Genomic DNA, 18,404 nt, shown 5'->3' on the forward strand with positions numbered 1-18,404 from the left:
ATATTTGTTTACATTCTTTAGGCGACATGTTCGTTTAGCATACTTGGTATTCAGGAAGCTTGCTGGCTTTCGATAAGAAGGATTTTAATTGCTGCTCATTAGTTATGTTTCTTCTTAGTAGTGGTATTGATGACGGATTGGGGTTTACTTGTAAGAGATAATTAAGTAAAATTTCATGACTGTCCTTTTTATCGGTATTACCTGTTACATAGTTCATAAATTCGTCTAATTTTACCTCTATTCGCATCTTACCAGCCTCTTTTGTTTCTTGAAAAGGGTCGTTGTCATCTCCTATTTCTGGTGGCTCCAACGAAAGAGGGACTGCTTTTAATAAGGACTCTACCCATTTTAGTCGAAACATCAGTCGGTTATTATCAATCCAATAAGTTCCACTTTTCCATCCGGCTACATTGGGAGGAGATAATAATATTTGGCCTAGTATCCTCTGAACATATATTTGTTTTTGGGGAGGAGAAATTTTCAAGTTAAGTTGACGCTGTGTTCCTACTATAAAAGTAATGGGAGATTTAATCTGAGTTCCTATGTTTTCATTTTCATAGAACCAATTAGATAGAAAAATAGCTTTTAGGACAGGTAAGATTTCATAATTTTCTTGATACATCAACTTAGCGAGTATTTGTACTCTCTCTTCACGAATGTGTTCATTGACTAAGTAGCTATAAAGCTTTTTACATATATAATAAGCCGTTTCCTTTTGCTTAAGAAGAAGTAGTAAGACATCTTCACCTTCAAGGGCATCAGTTACTCCCAAAACAGTTTTGACTCCGGTATCATGTTTTTTACGATGCAGAAAAAACTGTCCCTCTTTGTTGATTTTCCACCCTGTAAAGCATCGTGCAGCTTCTTGTATATCTTTTTCTGTATAAACAGTATCCCTCCCTAAGGTAAATAGTTCCATAACCTCCCGGGCAAAGTTTTCATTAGGAGACCCTTTTACATTCTGTATATTATTGAGATAAGTTAACATCGCAGGTGATTTAGAAACTTCGATAAGCATCGTTCCAAAATTACCTAAAGCATTTGCTCTGAGTATCTCTACATATTGTTGTGCAAAAAGAGGGTTTCTGGGAGCACAAGCAAAGTGATCATGCCAAAATAAAGCCATCTTCTCTCTTATGCCTACGCTATTGACCATATACTCTAGCCATTGTAAGTTGAGTTTTTGTATCGTTTTTCCACTTTTAATTCTTATATCTTTTTTGTTGGAGGTTTGTCTGATATTGAATGGAGTGAATTCGGAAAGATCCTTAAAAGGAAGCGGTTTGTAAAGAGAAGAGTTACTAATTAATTGATTGATAACTTGATTTTTTGATTGTTGTTGTAGTGTACTTACTAGGTTTAGAGGAATACCAAAGCTAGCACGCCAATAAAGGTGTTGGATATGTTGCTGTTCCATATGCTTGTGATTTTAATTTATTGACAGTTACTTTAGAGACTATGACAATGGAATACAATTTAAGGGATAGGTAAATAATGTTAAGTCCGAGTTGCAGATATTTTTAGGAAGTATACTTAGATGGTAGATAAGCTGTGTATTGAACTCATTTTAAATGATTTAATATATAGATTTTAGATGAATAATTATTTATGAATAATTTCAAGTACCTTTGTCAATTATTAAATATGTATTGAGATCGCTAATGAAAAGATTTTTTATTCCCATTTTTTTTCTACTGATAGCTCCATTTTTATTAAGTAAGGGTTTTTCACAACAGGATTCTATCCAAGTAAAGGTGTCTGCCCAAGCTGTGGTAGCTACAACCGGTTTTCTCCCACATTACATGATATTCAGTCAAGGAGGACGTTGGGCTGATCAACAAGCAAGTGCTCTTTGGGGGGCTGAAATGAATGGAGGTTATACGTTGGTCGATGGAAAGTTGCCTTTAAAGGCTTCTTATGGAGTAGAAGGGCTACTGAATACCGCAAGTGGTCAAAGCATGCTTAGAAAAGCTTATGGAACCTTACAATGGGAAGATATCATCATTAAGGCAGGTTTGTTTGAGCATACTGTAGAGCAACATTCTGATTTATCCTCTGGATCTTTAGCGATCAGTAACAATGCTCGTCCAATACCGGGTATAGGAATTTATACGGATGACTTTATGGATGTTCCTTTTACTTATGGATTTTTTCAGGTGAAAGCTGGTTTGGGACATTTTTGGATGGGGCAAAATAGATATGTTCCAGGTACATTACTCCATGAGAAATATTTGATTGGTAGTGTCAATGGAGGGAAGTATGTGCCTGTGAAAGTATGGGGAGGTTTGGTGCATTTTGGACAGTGGGGAGGTACCCATCCTCGTTTTGGAGAAGCTACAATCAATTTTGAAAATTACATTAGAATATTATTGGCTCAAAGTGCGAATATCAATGATGAGTCAACTACGGGTAGCGATCAGGTTAATGCCTTGGGTAATCATTTGGGAATTTGGACTTGGGGTTTAGAAGCAGATTTAGTGAAAGATGTTAGTCTAGGCTTATCGATTCAAAAACCTTATGAGGATGGATCTGGACAAACGGATGCTGGGTTTAGACACTTTGATGGACTATATGGGATGGTTGTTAAGCAAACAAGATGGAGCTATTTACCTTCCGAGTTTACATTTGAATATTTAAATACTACTGAGCAGTCGGGACCTACACATGATCTATCCCAAGGGCTTTATGGAGGTGATAACTATTACAATAATAGCTATTATCGATCGGGTTGGACCTATAATAACTTGATTTTAGGCTCTCCACTTATGACTACAAAAAAGAGAGAATCTCAAATTACAGATGAGGAGGAGTTGAATGTTCAAAGCATTATTAATAATCGTGTAAAAGCCTTCCATATAGGCCTTAAAGGCTCTGTCAATAATCAACTAGTTTATCAACTGTTGGCAACTCACTCTCAAAACTATGGTATCTACGAGAGCCTAGGCGGCCCCTACCGCTACGAATCCGGCAAGAACCAAAGCTACCTCTACCTCCAACTGGACTATCAACTCAAGAAGGACTGGAGTGTAAATGCCTCTATAGCCCATGACTTTGGAGAGATCTACCAAAGTACAGCACTTAGAGCTGGTATAGCCTGGACTGGCCTGTGGCGCTATTAATAGCTTTAAAGTAAGCCCTACCTCCCATCTCGGTAGGGCTTTTTTTGTGAATTGTTCAGACCTATTATTTCTACAGGAAGTAATAGGATTTTTTGCTTCTGGAAAAGCCTATGGGTTTCTTTATGGTTTCTTCCACTTCTTTGAAAATGGCGAATAATTCTCTAGTTGAGACATTTAATTTCTCACCTAGTTCTTGAGGGGTGCCTGTACTTTGGCTTTCGATTAGGTGTTGAAGTAGGATAACTTTACTTTTTGCTGCTTTGGTCATTCTTTATTGATTTTAATGGTGGTTAATATTGTATGTTTAGGATTGATTATGTCGCTGTCTACGGAAAATGATCAGGCTCACCTGTTATGATTTATCGTTTATAATCGATGCGACAGCGCTAAGCTTAATGACTATAGTGCGGGCTGATTTATCCGTAGACCTTTTTGGTGACATTTACTGCCTATAGGAAGTAGTAGGATTTCTTCGTTCTGGAATATCCTACAGGTTTACCTAGGTGTGTTTCCATCTCCTCGAAAATAAAACAGAGCTCTCGTAATGAGATGTTGAGCTTTTTTGCCAGTGTCTCAGGGGTACCTGTGTTCTGGTTTTGGATTAGATATTGTAGTTGATCAACATAGGTATTATTTGCTGCTGGTGTCATGTTGTTTTGGGTTTAAATAGTGGTTGATAGAATGAGATAAATTGATGTAATCACGAGATATTTTATTTATCGGTTATTACTTATCGTTTAGGGTTAAAATAACTGTTTGATCCGATCCTCGATCTTTCATGATTAGCTTATGGCGTTTTATTTATTGATGGGAATCGAAATGCTATCCCCTTCCTGAAAGAAATAGTAGGTTTGTCGAAATCGGGAATATCGTATATCAGCCTGCATAGTGGATCTGATTTCAGAAATAAGTTGGAAAAGGTGTCGTGTGGAGATACCCATCTTTTCAGCACATTCCTGAGGGGTTCCACTGCTTTTGGTTCGAATAAGATAATCCAAGTGATTGATGCGATAAACGTATTTCGTCAGGGACATTTGTTTTCTTTTTAAGGGTTCAAGTAAAGATTAATTGTTCTAAGTAGATCTATTATGGACTTTGTGTTACTTCTTTATAGGAAATAATAGGATCTCTTCTTTTTGGAATATCCAATGTTCGTCGTCCAAATAGCTTGAGCGTCTTGCATACGCTTGAATAACTCCCCTCCTGAGATATTGAGCTTTTTGGCAAACTCCGTAGGGCTACCGGTACATTGCTGTTGAATAAGTTGTTGCATTTTGTTGACTACCTCTACATAGCTGGCAAGTGGCATAATATGTTTTTTAAAGGTTGGTGGATAAATATGGTTAGCTATTTCCAATACCCCTAAGGCTTGTTTCATTTTTGATTATCACTTAGCGGTGAAATAGTATTTTTAACGGGGAACTGCTTTTTCGGTTTTAGCTTCTCTACAGGAACTGCTATACTATCGCCCTCTCGAAAGAAGTAATAGGTTTTACCCTGACGGCAGTAGCGAATATCGGTGTTGAACGTAGACTGTACTTCTTCCAAAAATTCGTAGAGGTGGCGTTCAGAAATTTGAACTTCTTGGGCAAAAGCCTTAGGAGGTCCCGTTCTCTTAGCTTTTAGTAGGCTGTCCATTCGGTTTAATCGTTCGATATAAGTCTCTAATGACATAAGATAGCTGTTTAAGGATTTATAAAGTATTTGCGTTGAAAAGGCAGAAACGAAGGAGATAACAAGTTGTTGATCTGTGTTTTTAATGGTTAAGGTAAATGATTAATTGTTATCAGTTGATCAACAATGCGCGTTGTTCTTCTTGTTGGCTATGTTATAAAACTATTCTTTGTTTAAGGTTATTTACAAATGCTTGTTCAGTATTTTCCTACAAGGAGAAAACAATTACCGTGAACAAAATGATGCTGTGGGATTTTTGTGATGATGTGAACTTGGAAATGCTGCTGACACAAATAGTGCAGTAAGGGTAAAGAATAAGGATGTTTGTGTAGTATTGAGATGTAAGAAAGCCCTAAGTAGTTATGCGTAAACATGGCAGGAAATGGGCTATCTCTAATGCTTTAATACGTGAAGAATATGATTATAATTTCCTTGTGATTTTACTGTTAAAGTACCCCTCCATTAATTCATTGTAGTATCTCAGATACTTTACAATAGAAATGTGAGTATAAAAGCACAGTATCAAGGAAGGTAATATTAGTCGTTTGAAGCCTTTTTGCTGAGGTATTTTTTGGAGTGAATAATATGTCGAAAAATAAGGTCTTCGATCATAGTATTTATGATGAATATAGAGAAGAGTATATAGTGAATGTACTTACAGCCATAGTTTATATAGACTAGTTGTTTACAGTGTTATGGATTGATTTACCTTGATTTCAGAATTGATTACGTAAAATCTTACATATGAAATAAGGAAGTGCTCCACTTTTTTGAAGGATATTTTTGTGGCTGTCTTGGTCGTTCTTTTAGGATAGGGGGTATAGTACAAGAAAATCTTGTATTATTAGTACCTTTAGTTAAAAGGCAATAAGTGTTTTCTATATAGACATCGGACCGGACTATAAAAATATCATTAGAGTTTATCACGGTTAGTTGTCTATAAGTAGGAAAAAGCGATGAACTGGTTCAAGAGTTCAAATTCCGAACGAGGTACGAGTAAGGAATTGCTCTTGGACCAAGCGGTTTACTACCTCGGTTAAGGTTTACCGTACTACTTTTGAACTAGTGGACTAAACGTTAAATAAACTGTTAGTTTACTGCTGTTTAGCTCTAAGAGCGTTTCGCCTTGCTCGTGCCTCGCAGGCTACACTGAACTCTTAGAGCAGATGTCTTTTTTGTATAAGGAAACTTAGCAATTAGTCCACTAGGGATGTAGATATTTATCGCCTGTTAAAAAGACGCTCAATAAAGTTTTTCTTTTTAGGAGGCTCCTCATACCTTCTTCTATAAGTAGGATAGTTATTTTTTCTTGGGGAAGAAGGGGTCGTACGTTCATCGTTACTCTGACTACTTACATCTTCATCTTCATTATCAGAAAGGCGTTCAGGAGATTGTCCTCCACCAAATAATCCATCGAAGAAATTCCATGTTTTCCTTCTTCTTTCAATAGGTTCCATACTGAATTCCTCACAGTCCAGGGCCCTTTGGCTAAAGAAATTAGTATCAGGAAACTTACTTCTGGTATAATGATAGAAGCGAGAGTCCCTATTCAATTGCTGGAAGAACCTAGCAGAAATAGGCAGGGCCATGACAGCCCCCTGACCCAAACGAGTACTTCGGAAATGAATGGAAGGATAAGCAGACCCCACCCAAGTACCTGTTACAAGGGTAGGGGTAAAGCCCATAAACCATCCATCAGCTTGTGATTGAGTGGTACCTGTCTTTCCTCCCATATCATTGGGTAATCGATAGGAAGTGCGGATACTTTTGGCAGTACCTCTGTCAACAACACCTTGCAGAATCTCTCTCATATAGCGAGCGGTTTTACGGGAAAGGACTCTTTCCCTAGGCTCTTTTCTAGCTCTCCATATCACCTCTCCCTCTTTATTGGTAATGTAGGTGATAATCACTGGCGCTACTTTATACCCCCCATTGGCTAAAGGGCTATAGGCATTAGCCATCTCAAATAATGATAGGGAGGATGTTCCCAGTGCAAGAGATGGTACTTCTTCCATCGTACTCTGAATACCCATAAGACGGGCTTGTTCTGCTACCTGCTCAGGGCCGACCTCCATCATTAATTTCACGGATACGGTATTGACAGAGTTAATCAAGGCACCTTTTAGGGAGTAATAGCCTTCATGTTGCCCGTTGGCATTGGATGGCGCCCAACTGTCGTATTCTTCATAGGTGACTTTTTCATTTGAAAAATAGTCACAAGGAGTGTAGCCATTTTCTAGTGCCGTGGCATATAAGAAGGGCTTAAAGGTAGACCCTACCTGTCGCTTGGCATTGGGGTGTACGTGGTCATAATGAAAAGTGTCGAAGTTAATACCACCCACCCATGCTTTTACATGTCCATTTTCGGCATCCATCGCAACGAATCCACAATCCAGAAATCTTAGGTAATGCTTGATAGAGTCCAGAGGGCTCATGCTCAATTCTTTATCCCCTTGCCAGGTGAAAACGTTCATTTTCAAGGGTTGTTTAAAGCTATTCATAATCTCCTCTTTGGAAAGACCTTTTGCTGATAGCGCTTTATAACGTTCTGATTTATAGATCTCCTGTTGAATGACTTGTGGTGTTTTCTCCCAAGGTTCCCTTCCCTTCCAATGTTGATCAAAGAGTCCCTGAAGCTTTTTCATATGCGTTTTACTAGCCTTTTGGGCATACGATTGCATACGACTGTCAATCGTAGTATGAATGTTGACACCATCGGTATAGATGTTGTAGAACTCTCCATCTTCTTTTTCGATCGTTTGACAGATTTTTTGAGCCTCTTGACGAATATATTCTTTGAAATAAGGAGCAAAGTCTTGATTCTTTTTATTAGACGAATAACGAAGCTGTATAGGCTTAGAAGACAGTTTCTGATAGGTTTTTTCAGACAAATACTCATTTTTGACCATTTGCTTTAACACTACATTTCTTCTTGTTTGAGCACGCTCTGGGAAGAGTCGTGGATTATAGTAATAGGTAGCTTTTAATAGACCAATTAACACGGCAGCCTCCTCTACACTAAGTTGCTTAGGTGATTTACTGAAAAATCGTTCAGAGGCCGTATGTATACCATATGCCCGTTCTCCAAAGGGAACGGTGTTTAGGTATAAAGTCAGAATTTCTTCTTTACTATAGACTTCTTCTAATCTTAAGGCTAGGATGGCTTCTTTGAGTTTACTGATAGGAAGACTAAGTACACCCCAATCCTCTCTTGGATAAAGATTTTTTATCAGTTGTTGACTGAGTGTACTTCCTCCTCCAGCGCTTTCTCGTTGCATGAGGATAGATTTGACTAAAACACGGGCATAACTTCTCCAGTCTATACCATGGTGTTCATAAAAACGTTCATCCTCTGTGGCTACAAGTGCTTGAATAACGTGAGGGCTAATAGCCTTATAGGCTACGCCTGAACGTTCTTGGAAATAATACTTCCCGATAAGCTTTTGATCGGCACTAAAGACTTTAGAAGTTTGAGCATGTTCAATTTGCTTCAATTCTTTCTTGGAAGGAAGTTTTCCAAAAAGTCCCAGGTATACGCTAGTCGTTAGTAGAAGAGTGAAAACAAACCCTCCGACGACGAGTAGCTGTAATGTTTGTAAAATTCTTTTGCGAGGAGATTCCTGGTAGTAGTGTACGACTTTATAGGATGCCTTTGTTACATGATGGAATAAGACCTCTCGCCCACGAAGAAGGTAAGGAAGTAAAGGTGTTAGGAAGCTGATAAGTTGCTTGAATAGTTTGTTAATCATAGCTGAAAATTAGGGATTTTCCGAAGGACTCTTGATAAATGAATGAGTCCTTCTTTTATACTCTAATTTCTTGCCAAAATGTAATTTTGATAGGAACAGGATTGTTAATAAGTGGAAATCTTATAGCTCTTGCTCTTCTTTCACTTTATTAAGCTTCAAATCAAATTGATACCCATTTTTATCAATACGAATCAATAAATCTTCAGGAGTACCTTTGATCATTGTGACAGAGCCAACTTCTTCGAAGGTTTCTTGTTTCTCAGGCTTTAGTAATAGAATAGAATCTTTTTCTACCTTATAGTCCAATGTGATTTGCAGAGGGATAGAGTCCTTGCTTAGTATCTCTAGCATTTGAACAAGATTTTTGTCTAGTTCCATGGCACATTTATCTCCTTCTAAAAAATGGACATTAACCTCGATGGAGGCTATCATGATTTTAATAAAGCTTTTGGCGAGAACTTGCTGTTCGGTACTTCCTTGTTGTTGTTCTATAAGCTTGTCTACCGCATCACTAAGATCCACATTATAAGTACCATTAACACCTTTAAATGGTTCTTCGGTAGAGGTGGTGTCACATTGGGATAAAAACAGTAAGCTGCTTAAAAGGAAAAAATATACTCGTAGTTTCATAAGAATAAAGTTATAGTCTAGGAATAAAGAGTTCTCTAGTCAAGAAACATGCAAAGGAGAAGTTTTATTTAAAGAAAAGAAAAATAAGATAAAAAAAACCAGCTGTAAGGGCTGGTTTTTTCATTAGGGTAATTAACTGAATTGATTAATGTTGTATTATGACTTTTTTCATGATACTCTGTTCAGCTTCCTGTATTTGAATAAAGTAAACGCCATTAGGAAGTGTTTGAAGGCCATCAATTTTATACTGATTTCCACTTATGTAACCTTGATGTATTACTTGTCCATTGGTATTGTACAAGTACACAGGTGTATTTTGTCCTAGCTTGCCTCTTGCTATAAATACCTCATTTTGGGCAGGGTTAGGGCTAATTGAGTAGGTAGTTTCAGCTGATTTGGCACCAAGTCTACTATTGAAAGCATAGGAGAAGTACTGTCGGCACCCTTCAGTATCTGTGGTCATTAAGTGGTACATGCCTGCTTGTAGACCGTAAATAGTACTACCTTTTGCCGCAAATCCATTAGGACCACTCCAATCATAGCTCAAACGTGCAGCTCCTCCTGTCACGGTAACGGCTAGTATACCATCTGTGCTACCAAAGGTTGTGGGAAGCTGTACGGATGCAATTTCGATCAATGGAGTTTGTTGACAAGTGCTATCTTCGGTTGTATTACTATCTGAGCTACTATATCCAATCATATAGGTAAAGCGTTCAGTGCAGAGGTTATTATCAGTAATGCTTACTGTATATTCTCCTGAGGCTAAGTTATCAATGCTTGGTGAAGTGGATGAGTAGCCGTTAGGACCAGACCAACGATAGGTATAAGGTGCGTTCCCCCCTTCAATTGTAATAGATAAGGATCCATCGGCTGTACCATTGGAGGAGGCGTGTCGGTGTTTGACCAGAGCTTCCATGAAGACATCTTCACATGCGATAAGTGTTGTACTATCTGTTATAGATGGAGTGAAATTAATAGCAATATTACTAACACATTGCATACTATCAATGACTAATAAATAATAGAGTCCTGAGTCAATCGCAATAATCTGTTCGTCTTGGGAACTGAAGCTGTTGGGTCCTGACCATTGATAGGAGTAAGGGGCGGTGCCATTTGTGATGATCACACTGAGGAGACTATCTACAGAGTTGTCTAACAATGACATTGTACATACAAAGCTGCTATCGTTGGATGTGGAATCGGAAACCGTTACATCAAAATAAGCAAAGTCAAAGCATTCCTCGCCACTGTATACAATAACCATGTAACGGCCAGAAGCACTAACTTCAACAGTAGCCGTATTGGCCTGAAAGTTATTCGGCCCTGACCATTGATAGGTATAAGGTGCGTTCCCTCCGGTTGTGGTAATATCAATAGAGTTGTCTGTGATTGTACCACTTACCTGAAGGTCACATTCTTCTTCTATACTTATCGCAAAGGTGGCTGAATCTAGACACCCCTTATTATCACTGACAAATACAGTATAGTTTCCGGAAGTCGGAGCGGTGATATTGGCTTTGTTGGTAATAAAGTTATTCGGTCCTTGCCAGAAGTAGGAATAAGGAGCTGTTCCTCCTGTGATAGTGGTATAGATGGCATTGTCCGTAATACTTCCGCTTACTTGTAGGTCACATTGTTCGGGAAGGTCTACTAGGAAGGATGCTGAATCCATACAATTTTCGTAATCGCTAACGAAAACAATATACGTACCTGATGTAGGTGCAGTAATATAAGGTTTGTTGGAAATAAAGTTGTTGGGACCTTGCCAGAAATAAGAGTACGTGGAGCTGCTTCCCGATACAGTGGTTGTAATAAGATCTCCTTGTACGCTACCGTCTACCTGAAGGGTACAAGGAGCTTTAACTTCTATATTGAATGTAGCAGAATCCAGGCAGCTTCCATCACTTTCACTGACGAATACAATGTACTTACCGGATACGCTAGCAGTAATGGAAGACTCCTCTGAGGTGAATTTTTCAGGGCCTGACCACAAGTAAGTATAGCTTCCTGAACCTCCATTTACTGAAGTCGTAATGGTATTTCCATCAATAGTACCGTTGATATTTAACTCACAAACCTCTGCAGCTTCCACAAGGAATGAGGTAGTTATACTACAGTTATTAGCATCGCTGACGGTAACGGTATAAGTACCAGAAGTGGGTACGAGTACATCTTCGGTAGTAGCCGAAAAGTTGTTAGGTCCTGACCAACTATAGGTATAAGGTGCAGTTCCTCCGCCACTGTTTAAATCAATAAAATATTGCTGTACTTCTCCTTCTGCTGTAAGTGCACAAACCTCAGGGATAGTAACACTAAAAGAGGCCGTGTCACTACAATCATTGGCGTCTTTAACAATTACAGTATAATCGCCGGAAACAGGTGCGGTGATGTTTTTCTGGATTGAAGTAAAGTTATCAGGCCCAGACCAGCTGTACGTATAGGGTGCTAAACCCCCTTCCACATTGGTAGTAATAATATTATCATTTATGACACCCGATAAACTAACCTGACAAGGTTCAGGTACTGTAATGTCGAACTGAGCTGTATCAGCGCAACTTTGCTCACTATCAGTAACGATAAGGGTATAGCGACCAGAAATAGGAGCAACAATAGAAGCTTCATTGGAGCTGAAGTTATCAGGCCCAGACCAAACATAGGTATAAGGAGCAAAACCTCCGGATACTGTAGTGGAAATGTTATAGTCAACGATACTTGCTTGTATGCTTAAGTCACAAACGGGAGTGTTTACTTCTACCGTGAAAGAAGCTTGTGCGAAGCAATCATTACTGCTACTGACAAAGACCGTATATTCTCCTGAAATAGGGGCGACAATATTAGCTTCAGAGGAGCTGAAGTTTTCAGGGCCAACCCATAGATAAGTATACTCTCCGTTACCTCCCTCTACTAAAGTAGTTATCGCTGCTTCGTCAACCGTTCCGCTTACTTCTAAAGAGCAGATCTCAGAGATGAATACCTCAAAGGAGGCGGTATCCTGACATTGTTCACGATCGCTAACAATCAGGATGTAGTTTCCAGAGACAGGAGCAGTGATGGTTGAGTCTGTACTGCTAAAGTCATTGGGGCCAGACCAAAGGTAAGTATAAGGGGCTGTACCTCCTTGAACATTACTGGAAATAACATCTTTGACTACATTACCTTCCACTTGTAAGTCACATGGAGTCATAATTTCTACGTCAACTGTGTCGGAGGCAAAACAATTGCCACTTTGAGCAATGACAATATACTGTCCCGATGATACAGCAGTGATCTCATCGCCGGTAGCTGTAAAATCGTTAGGGCCACTCCATGAATAGCTGTATTCTGAAGTACCTCCGTTGGCAGAGGCTGTTAGGACAGTTTCATTGGAGCTAATTGCCACATTAAGGGTACATTCTATGGCTGATATAGTAAAAGATTCTTCAGTAGAGCAGCCGTTTGCATCAAAAACATAAAGGGTATAGATATCAGGAGCTACATCGCTCAAATCTTTGGAAGACCCTATAAAGCCATTACTGTTGGACCATGCATAGGTATAAGGAGCACTGCCACCATTTACAGAAATCGTGATATTATTATCAGTGACAGTTCCTTCAATCTCAATAGACGACAATTGCATAGGAACTGAAACAAAAGAAGAAACACAACCATTGGAGTTGCTACGCACATAAAGTGCACTGCTATCAACTTCTTCTATATAAATACTGCTGCCACTATAGTCTGCTGTATTGCTAAGTGTATCGATAAACCATTCGTAAGTAAGACTGTCATTGGGATCGTCGACTGAAAGCGTAGCCTCCATACCATAGCAAACAATAATTTCCGATAAAGAAGGAGTCTCAGGAGTGATGGAAGTAAATAATTCCATGGATGTAAACTCACTTTCACATGATCCATTGGAGGCTTGTAAGTAAATCGTGGATAGGGTATCTCCCACAGTAATACTGTTACCACTTCCAATAAGTGTCATTGGAGATAAACTGCTATACCAATTATAAGAAAGGCCATCTATTATGGTCAGCACACTTAGCTCAGCGCTATTGCTACCACAATCACTTAGGTTGACAATTTCTGGCGTTTCAGGGGATGCTGTTACGTTTACAGTGACTACCTGATAAGTACTTTCTTCTTCCCCCCTGATAGATTGTACATAGTAATCTTTTGAAGAAGTAAGAGGCCCTGTTTCAAAGCTGTCTCCTTCTGCAATAGCAGAGGATAAAGTGTCAGAATACCAATAGTAGGTATACTCATCAATAATATTGGAAATAAGAAGTGCCGCTGTTTGTCCAGAACAAATTTCCTCGGCGGTTACGCTCGGAGGTAACAGGATAATCTCATTGTACTCATAAGCTCCAGGGTCAGCAGCACCTCCGGTAACTCTGGGATTACCTGCTTTATCAGTATCAAATGGAAAGCTTGCTACAGAAGCGCCTCTATCAATAATGTTAGTGGATGTAGCAGTTAAATTATAGTCATGGTTGGCAGGAGAGACAAAGGCCACCTGATCTATAGATGTGACGGTTAAGTTGCCTGCAGTATCTAATGTTGTTAGATCGTTATGGTTTGGAGGGACATAAAGTGCATTTTCTCCAGAAGCAACCCATAGGTTATTATGAATAAAGTTGCCTTGCATAAGCTCAGATTGTACCATCATACTATTGATGCCTGCATTGATCACAGTATTGTGATATACATAAAAACTTCTGCTGCTTAGGGTGGTTTCAGGATATTCATCAATCTCAATCCCCATCATACCGGCATTGACTACCACGTTGTTATAAATAACATTTCCTCCTATTCCAATACAGTTAATGCCATTGGCTCGCGCATCAATGACCGTATTATTGAAACACGTACCTGCAGTGCCTTCTCCAATTTGTATACCGTGGTTTTGAACAGCACTATTATTCAAGGTTGAAGTACCAGTGACTTCGATATAGTTATTATAAATTTCACAGTCGTGTGTAGCTCCACCTACTTGTATGCCATCTCCTCCTGTATTGCGTATGGTGTTATTGTAGACCTTGGCTCCGTGGATAAGGTGGGGAGTGAGTGTGCCACAGGTTTTTTTTACTCCCTTGGCAATAGAGGTATGTCCGATGTAAAGACCTTGCCCTTGTTCGGTATCATAAATTAGATTGTCATGTATAGAGATGTTTCTCATTGTGAAGTTCTCTCCCCAGGTAGAACTGTCATTGCACTGTGGGTCCGTTTTAATCATCATTCCGGCAAACTTAGAACCGTGTACTTCTACATGGTCGATTTCGAAGTTACTGGAACGCTCCTCAGCATGTATACTCATGCTACCTCCAATGACCTCAAAACCATAGGTTAATGAGGGGTCTCCAGTTCCAGTAAAGCGAAAGAAAGAACAGTTGGCTAAACGGATAGCGTAGGCCTTAGCGGTAGATACTTCAAATTTGACTAACCCTCCGCAGTTCTTGATGGTAATAGGGTTGCCTTCTATGCCTTTTACATTTTCCAAGCGTAAACTGTAATCACGGACTCCTGCTGCAAGACAGATAGTATCACCGGGTGCTACTTCTTTAGCATCCCATTTTCCTGAGGGTAGTTCAACTGGAATAGTGTGGTCACATCCACAGTCCTGAGACCAGGCATTCAATGAGGTGAAACCTAATGTCAGTAGTAGGACAAAGAGGTATTGATACGTTTTCATAGTGGTTGTTTGTAATGGGTTGTAATGGTGTTTTTTTCAGAGCAATAGCGTCAAAGACACCGAATGGTTTTTCTTCTCATTTAGGTTTATTTGAAGGTACCTATATTTAATTTTTGAAATAGAGACGCATTGTTAATATTTTTTAAAAAGTAGGTATTGAGGGAACTTTTCATCAAAAATATTCGACTACGATTCTATCAATGTAAAGCCTTTATGGATTCAAATGTAAGGGCAGTGATCAGGGAATTATGCTATTAAATTGACTCATAAGTAGTATTATACAATGTTAAAACCTGATAAAAAAGAGTTATGCAACCGGTTTCTTTAAAGTTGTTTAAGGCTATTAACGCCTATTAGCGGAATAATACAACGATTACGGCCTGATTTGTGTCTAAGTAAGTGAATAACAACAATCATCAATCATGCTTTCAATCGGATTGATAAACAGAGTGTTACAATTCATTAAACAAACAGGCTTATGCAGTTGAGAAAGATATTAGTGAGCGCATTGTTGAGTTCTTCAGTGATATTTTTAGGAGTGTCTTGTTCAGATCAGTTAGGGCATCAAGAAAAGATTACTGATAACGAGACCGTAGAAGGAGGAGACGAAACCAACAATGGGGGAGATGAAGAAACAGAAGAGGAGAATAATGGACCTATTGTGGATATAGAATTGGCCGATGACGAGGTACTTTTGGACGGAGAGGTTGTAAAGGTCGATCATTGGATTGAACCATCAGATATTTACGTGAGAGCTTCTGAAAAAGCAGACTGGAACAAGCCAGGAACTGTTTTGGCTTTCCGTGAGGGAACTGGACCGAGACCAAGATTGACAATGATTGGTTTCAAAGGAACTGAAGCAGAACCTATTGTAATTATTAACAAAGATAAGGTAGAGATTGCTTCGGCAGATGCAGGACAACACGCAGTCAAGTTCTTGGATACGCAATATATTCGTGTATTGGGAAATGGTAATCCGGAGATATATTACGGGATCCATATCTCTGAATCAGGTTCAAGTGGGTTTTCTTTTGATAACTACTCTTCTGACTTTGAGGTAGCTTATACGCATATTGAGAACACAGGGTTCGCAGGAATTCTAGCCAAGACGGATAATGCCAAGGGATGGACGATGAAGAACGTTTATCTGCACCATAACCATATTCATGATGTACATGGAGAAGGGATGTATATTGGACAAACAGCAGTAGACAATGCACACGATATTCAAACATTGAGAGTGCATAATAACTTGATCCACGACACAGGGTGGGATTTATTCCAGGTAGCCAACGTTACGGGTGATATTAGGGTATATAATAATACCATGGTAAATGGTGGTGTTGGAGATGTACCGATGCAGAATCAAGGTTTCCAAATTGGGGACTGGTCTACAGGAGCGTATTATGGTAATATTATCAGCAAGACCAAATCTAGATTCCTTTTCATTAAGGGGGGACATGATATTATCTTCAGTAATAATTACCTTTCTAGTAGTGGTAATGATGTAGAAGGAGTATTCCTGAAAACTGAAAAGAGAGTTGATGCCAATGCAACATTGGAAATCTCTAATAACTTCTTCCGTGATTATGAGGGAGTTTTGTTTAAATCAATGATCTCAGAACATAGAGTGACGATTAGAGACAATCAGTTCTCTCCAAGAGGAGAAGCAGAAATGATCACTTATAGTGGTGGAACTCCTGCAGTACACGAGTTTGATAATAACAATGTCACATCTCTTCCTGAGATTGAACTAGATGATAATTATAAGATTAAGTCTGGCTCATTCTATGATGGTTTGGGGATGGGTTATGAGATAGAGGAATAATCACCACAATATCCTATTGATAAAAAAAGGTCACCAATTGGTGACCTTTTTTATTGTAATTTACTGAGTAGGTTTTGCATGGTTTTTAAAGGTGTTCTTGCTGTAGACATATCAGATAACCAAGATGGAATTTTTCCACCAGGATCCGTACTGGCTTGATACGTAATGGTAAACCATTCATTTTCTTGTACCAGTTCCCAAAAACCGGAGAACTTGCCGATACGCGTAAACCCCTTGTGCTCTGGAAGGAAATCAGGAGCAGCTTGTTGGTATACAATCACACTGTCTATACTTTCTTCCATTTGTACATTTAAAATAAGATCTCGATTACTTACGGGCCAAGGAGCGTCGTAAGTAGTATAATGATAATAAGACTCTTCTTCAGTACTGATTAGCTTGCTTTGATTGCAGGCAGGCATCCAGCTTTGATAAGAGTTAAAGTCCAATAAGATTCCTTTTGCTTTTTCCAGATAACTCCCTTTAATGCGGGCGATGACCTTGAATTCCTTGAAGCAAGAAGAAGGGTGAGGACGGTTGTATACTTCAATGTTATCGGCTTGGTTTACGAGTTCCCATGGTTGGTTTTCCTGGGCTTGTACTTCTAGAGTAGTGAGTAATAGTATTAGTAATCCGAGGGTTATTCCGCTGGACTTTTTCATAGTTAATCGAAGGATAGTCATTGGTTAATAAATGATGTGCAAGATCCAAAATAACGGAAAGGAATGTATTCACTGTACTTGTGTAGTGTATTCTATAGAATTGTATTTTACGGTATTAATAGATGTTTTTAACTGAATGTTTAAATGTGATTTTTCAAATAAAAAATTGCACAGATCGATTGATTGATTTTTTAATTGTATATAATCTTATTGCATTTTGTAACTATCTTAGAATTTTGTTCGTAATTAGTATTTATGTGAGATATGGTATTTCTCTTTAGATAGAGAAAGTAGAGATCGAGCTAGACTAAATAACGAATAACAATGGATTTTTTATATGCAGCCTTACAACCAATAAACCTTCCATTTACCGCACTAATGGCCTTTGTACTACTTTATTGGTTAAGTGTTTTGGTGGGAGTATTGGATCTGGATACTCTGGATGTTGATCTGGACGTGGATGCGGATACTGATGTAGATACAGACGTTCATTTGGATGGAAATGCATTTGCACAAGTACTTCACTTTTTCAACGTAGGGGAGATGCCAATCATGATCATCTGTAGCTTTTGGTTTCTTTTCATGTGGGTGATTTCCATTTTTTCCAATCATTTTATGGATAACCAAAGTGGAATTGTGGCTATGGGATTAGCTTTTCCAAATATTGTGTTATCCTTATTCCTGACCAAGTTTTCTACTTGGCCATTTAAGCGTATTTTTCAGCAGATGACACAAGCGGAAGATACCTCTGCTGTGGGTAAGGAATGTGAGTTGATCTTGCCAGTATCAGCAGAGCGTATGGGACAAGCGAGAGTACAGGCAGGGAGTTATCATCAGACCATTTATGTCAAGACGGCAGATGAAAGTATGATTTTACCCAAGGGTAAAAAGGCTTTGGTTATCGCCTATGACGAAACGGAAAAGTGCTATTGGATAGAACCAGTTTTTTAAAAATTAGAATCTTTAATTACATATTCTTTAATAATAATTTGCTTTCAGAATAAAGTATACGATGGGTGGAGCCTACTCTTCCTTGTAGCGGATACCTATTGCCCATACTTTTTTCGCACA

The 18,404-nt window shown here is 38.8% G+C and carries 13 protein-coding genes; 3 read left to right on the plus strand and 10 right to left on the minus strand.

The window, feature by feature from the left end; all coding sequences use genetic code 11:
- Nucleotides 1-34: 34 nt before the first annotated feature.
- Nucleotides 35-1,417 (minus strand): DUF1800 domain-containing protein, encoded by a 1,383-nt coding sequence (locus tag ABD985_RS04710; RefSeq protein ID WP_345369622.1) that lies wholly within the window; start codon nucleotides 1,415-1,417, stop codon nucleotides 35-37.
- Nucleotides 1,418-1,661: 244 nt separating this feature from the next.
- Here ABD985_RS04710 and ABD985_RS04715 point away from each other — a divergent pair, with 244 nt between their 5' ends.
- A complete protein-coding gene (locus ABD985_RS04715) occupies nucleotides 1,662-3,119 on the plus strand; it encodes a capsule assembly Wzi family protein (RefSeq protein WP_345369623.1) in 1,458 nt (485 codons plus the stop codon).
- A gap of 70 nt (nucleotides 3,120-3,189) precedes the next feature.
- Here ABD985_RS04715 and ABD985_RS04720 read toward each other — a convergent pair whose 3' ends face one another.
- The 8 genes from ABD985_RS04720 to ABD985_RS04755 all read right to left on the minus strand — a co-directional run bounded on the left by ABD985_RS04720 (nucleotide 3,190) and on the right by ABD985_RS04755 (nucleotide 14,846).
- Complete coding sequence (locus ABD985_RS04720; protein ID WP_345369625.1) at nucleotides 3,190-3,387, minus strand: hypothetical protein; 198 nt, start codon at nucleotides 3,385-3,387, stop codon at nucleotides 3,190-3,192.
- A gap of 181 nt (nucleotides 3,388-3,568) precedes the next feature.
- A complete protein-coding gene (locus ABD985_RS04725) occupies nucleotides 3,569-3,769 on the minus strand; it encodes a hypothetical protein (RefSeq protein ID WP_345369626.1) in 201 nt (66 codons plus the stop codon).
- Between the two features lie 147 nt (nucleotides 3,770-3,916).
- Nucleotides 3,917-4,153, minus strand: a complete 237-nt coding sequence (locus ABD985_RS04730) for a hypothetical protein (RefSeq protein WP_345369628.1) — start codon at nucleotides 4,151-4,153, stop codon at nucleotides 3,917-3,919.
- 74 nt (nucleotides 4,154-4,227) lie between these two features.
- Nucleotides 4,228-4,497, minus strand: coding sequence for a hypothetical protein (locus ABD985_RS04735; RefSeq protein ID WP_345369630.1), 270 nt, complete (start codon nucleotides 4,495-4,497; stop codon nucleotides 4,228-4,230).
- Nucleotides 4,494-4,793, minus strand: coding sequence for a hypothetical protein (locus tag ABD985_RS04740; protein WP_345369632.1), 300 nt, complete (start codon nucleotides 4,791-4,793; stop codon nucleotides 4,494-4,496). Before ABD985_RS04740 ends, ABD985_RS04735 begins: the two co-directional genes overlap by 4 nt.
- Before the next feature lie 1,220 nt (nucleotides 4,794-6,013).
- Nucleotides 6,014-8,542 carry a penicillin-binding protein 1A gene (locus ABD985_RS04745; RefSeq protein WP_345369634.1) on the minus strand — a complete coding sequence of 843 codons (2,529 nt, stop codon included), beginning with the start codon at nucleotides 8,540-8,542 and terminating at the stop codon, nucleotides 6,014-6,016.
- 120 nt (nucleotides 8,543-8,662) lie between these two features.
- Nucleotides 8,663-9,172: a hypothetical protein gene (locus tag ABD985_RS04750; protein ID WP_345369636.1), complete on the minus strand. Its 510-nt coding sequence runs from the start codon at nucleotides 9,170-9,172 to the stop codon at nucleotides 8,663-8,665.
- Between the two features lie 145 nt (nucleotides 9,173-9,317).
- Nucleotides 9,318-14,846, minus strand: coding sequence for an Ig-like domain-containing protein (locus tag ABD985_RS04755; protein WP_345369638.1), 5,529 nt, complete (start codon nucleotides 14,844-14,846; stop codon nucleotides 9,318-9,320).
- Nucleotides 14,847-15,324: 478 nt separating this feature from the next.
- Here ABD985_RS04755 and ABD985_RS04760 point away from each other — a divergent pair, with 478 nt between their 5' ends.
- Entirely contained in the window at nucleotides 15,325-16,674 is a 1,350-nt protein-coding gene (locus tag ABD985_RS04760) for a hypothetical protein (protein WP_345369640.1), read from the plus strand.
- Between the two features lie 50 nt (nucleotides 16,675-16,724).
- Here ABD985_RS04760 and ABD985_RS04765 read toward each other — a convergent pair whose 3' ends face one another.
- On the minus strand, nucleotides 16,725-17,333 hold the full coding sequence (locus tag ABD985_RS04765) for an SRPBCC family protein (protein WP_345369642.1): 609 nt from the start codon (nucleotides 17,331-17,333) through the stop codon (nucleotides 16,725-16,727).
- 324 nt (nucleotides 17,334-17,657) lie between these two features.
- Between ABD985_RS04765 and ABD985_RS04770 the strand changes: the two genes are divergently transcribed.
- Complete coding sequence (locus tag ABD985_RS04770; RefSeq protein ID WP_345369644.1) at nucleotides 17,658-18,284, plus strand: hypothetical protein; 627 nt, start codon at nucleotides 17,658-17,660, stop codon at nucleotides 18,282-18,284.
- The last annotated feature ends 120 nt before the right edge of the window (nucleotides 18,285-18,404 follow it).

It is taken from the genome of Algivirga pacifica (assembly GCF_039543525.1).
Taxonomy (GTDB): domain Bacteria; phylum Bacteroidota; class Bacteroidia; order Cytophagales; family Flammeovirgaceae; genus Algivirga; species Algivirga pacifica.

Bases quoted from the DNA above. Each gene is read 5' to 3' on its own strand.
- ABD985_RS04710 (WP_345369622.1), bottom strand. From the start codon at position 1,417: ATGGAACAGCAACATATCCAACACCTTTATTGGCGTGCTAGCTTTGGT.
- ABD985_RS04715 (WP_345369623.1), top strand. From the start codon at position 1,662: ATGAAAAGATTTTTTATTCCCATTTTTTTTCTACTGATAGCTCCATTT.
- ABD985_RS04720 (WP_345369625.1), bottom strand. From the start codon at position 3,387: ATGACCAAAGCAGCAAAAAGTAAAGTTATCCTACTTCAACACCTAATC.
- ABD985_RS04725 (WP_345369626.1), bottom strand. From the start codon at position 3,769: ATGACACCAGCAGCAAATAATACCTATGTTGATCAACTACAATATCTA.
- ABD985_RS04730 (WP_345369628.1), bottom strand. From the start codon at position 4,153: ATGTCCCTGACGAAATACGTTTATCGCATCAATCACTTGGATTATCTT.
- ABD985_RS04735 (WP_345369630.1), bottom strand. From the start codon at position 4,497: ATGAAACAAGCCTTAGGGGTATTGGAAATAGCTAACCATATTTATCCA.
- ABD985_RS04740 (WP_345369632.1), bottom strand. From the start codon at position 4,793: ATGTCATTAGAGACTTATATCGAACGATTAAACCGAATGGACAGCCTA.
- ABD985_RS04745 (WP_345369634.1), bottom strand. From the start codon at position 8,542: ATGATTAACAAACTATTCAAGCAACTTATCAGCTTCCTAACACCTTTA.
- ABD985_RS04750 (WP_345369636.1), bottom strand. From the start codon at position 9,172: ATGAAACTACGAGTATATTTTTTCCTTTTAAGCAGCTTACTGTTTTTA.
- ABD985_RS04755 (WP_345369638.1), bottom strand. From the start codon at position 14,846: ATGAAAACGTATCAATACCTCTTTGTCCTACTACTGACATTAGGTTTC.
- ABD985_RS04760 (WP_345369640.1), top strand. From the start codon at position 15,325: ATGCAGTTGAGAAAGATATTAGTGAGCGCATTGTTGAGTTCTTCAGTG.
- ABD985_RS04765 (WP_345369642.1), bottom strand. From the start codon at position 17,333: ATGAAAAAGTCCAGCGGAATAACCCTCGGATTACTAATACTATTACTC.
- ABD985_RS04770 (WP_345369644.1), top strand. From the start codon at position 17,658: ATGGATTTTTTATATGCAGCCTTACAACCAATAAACCTTCCATTTACC.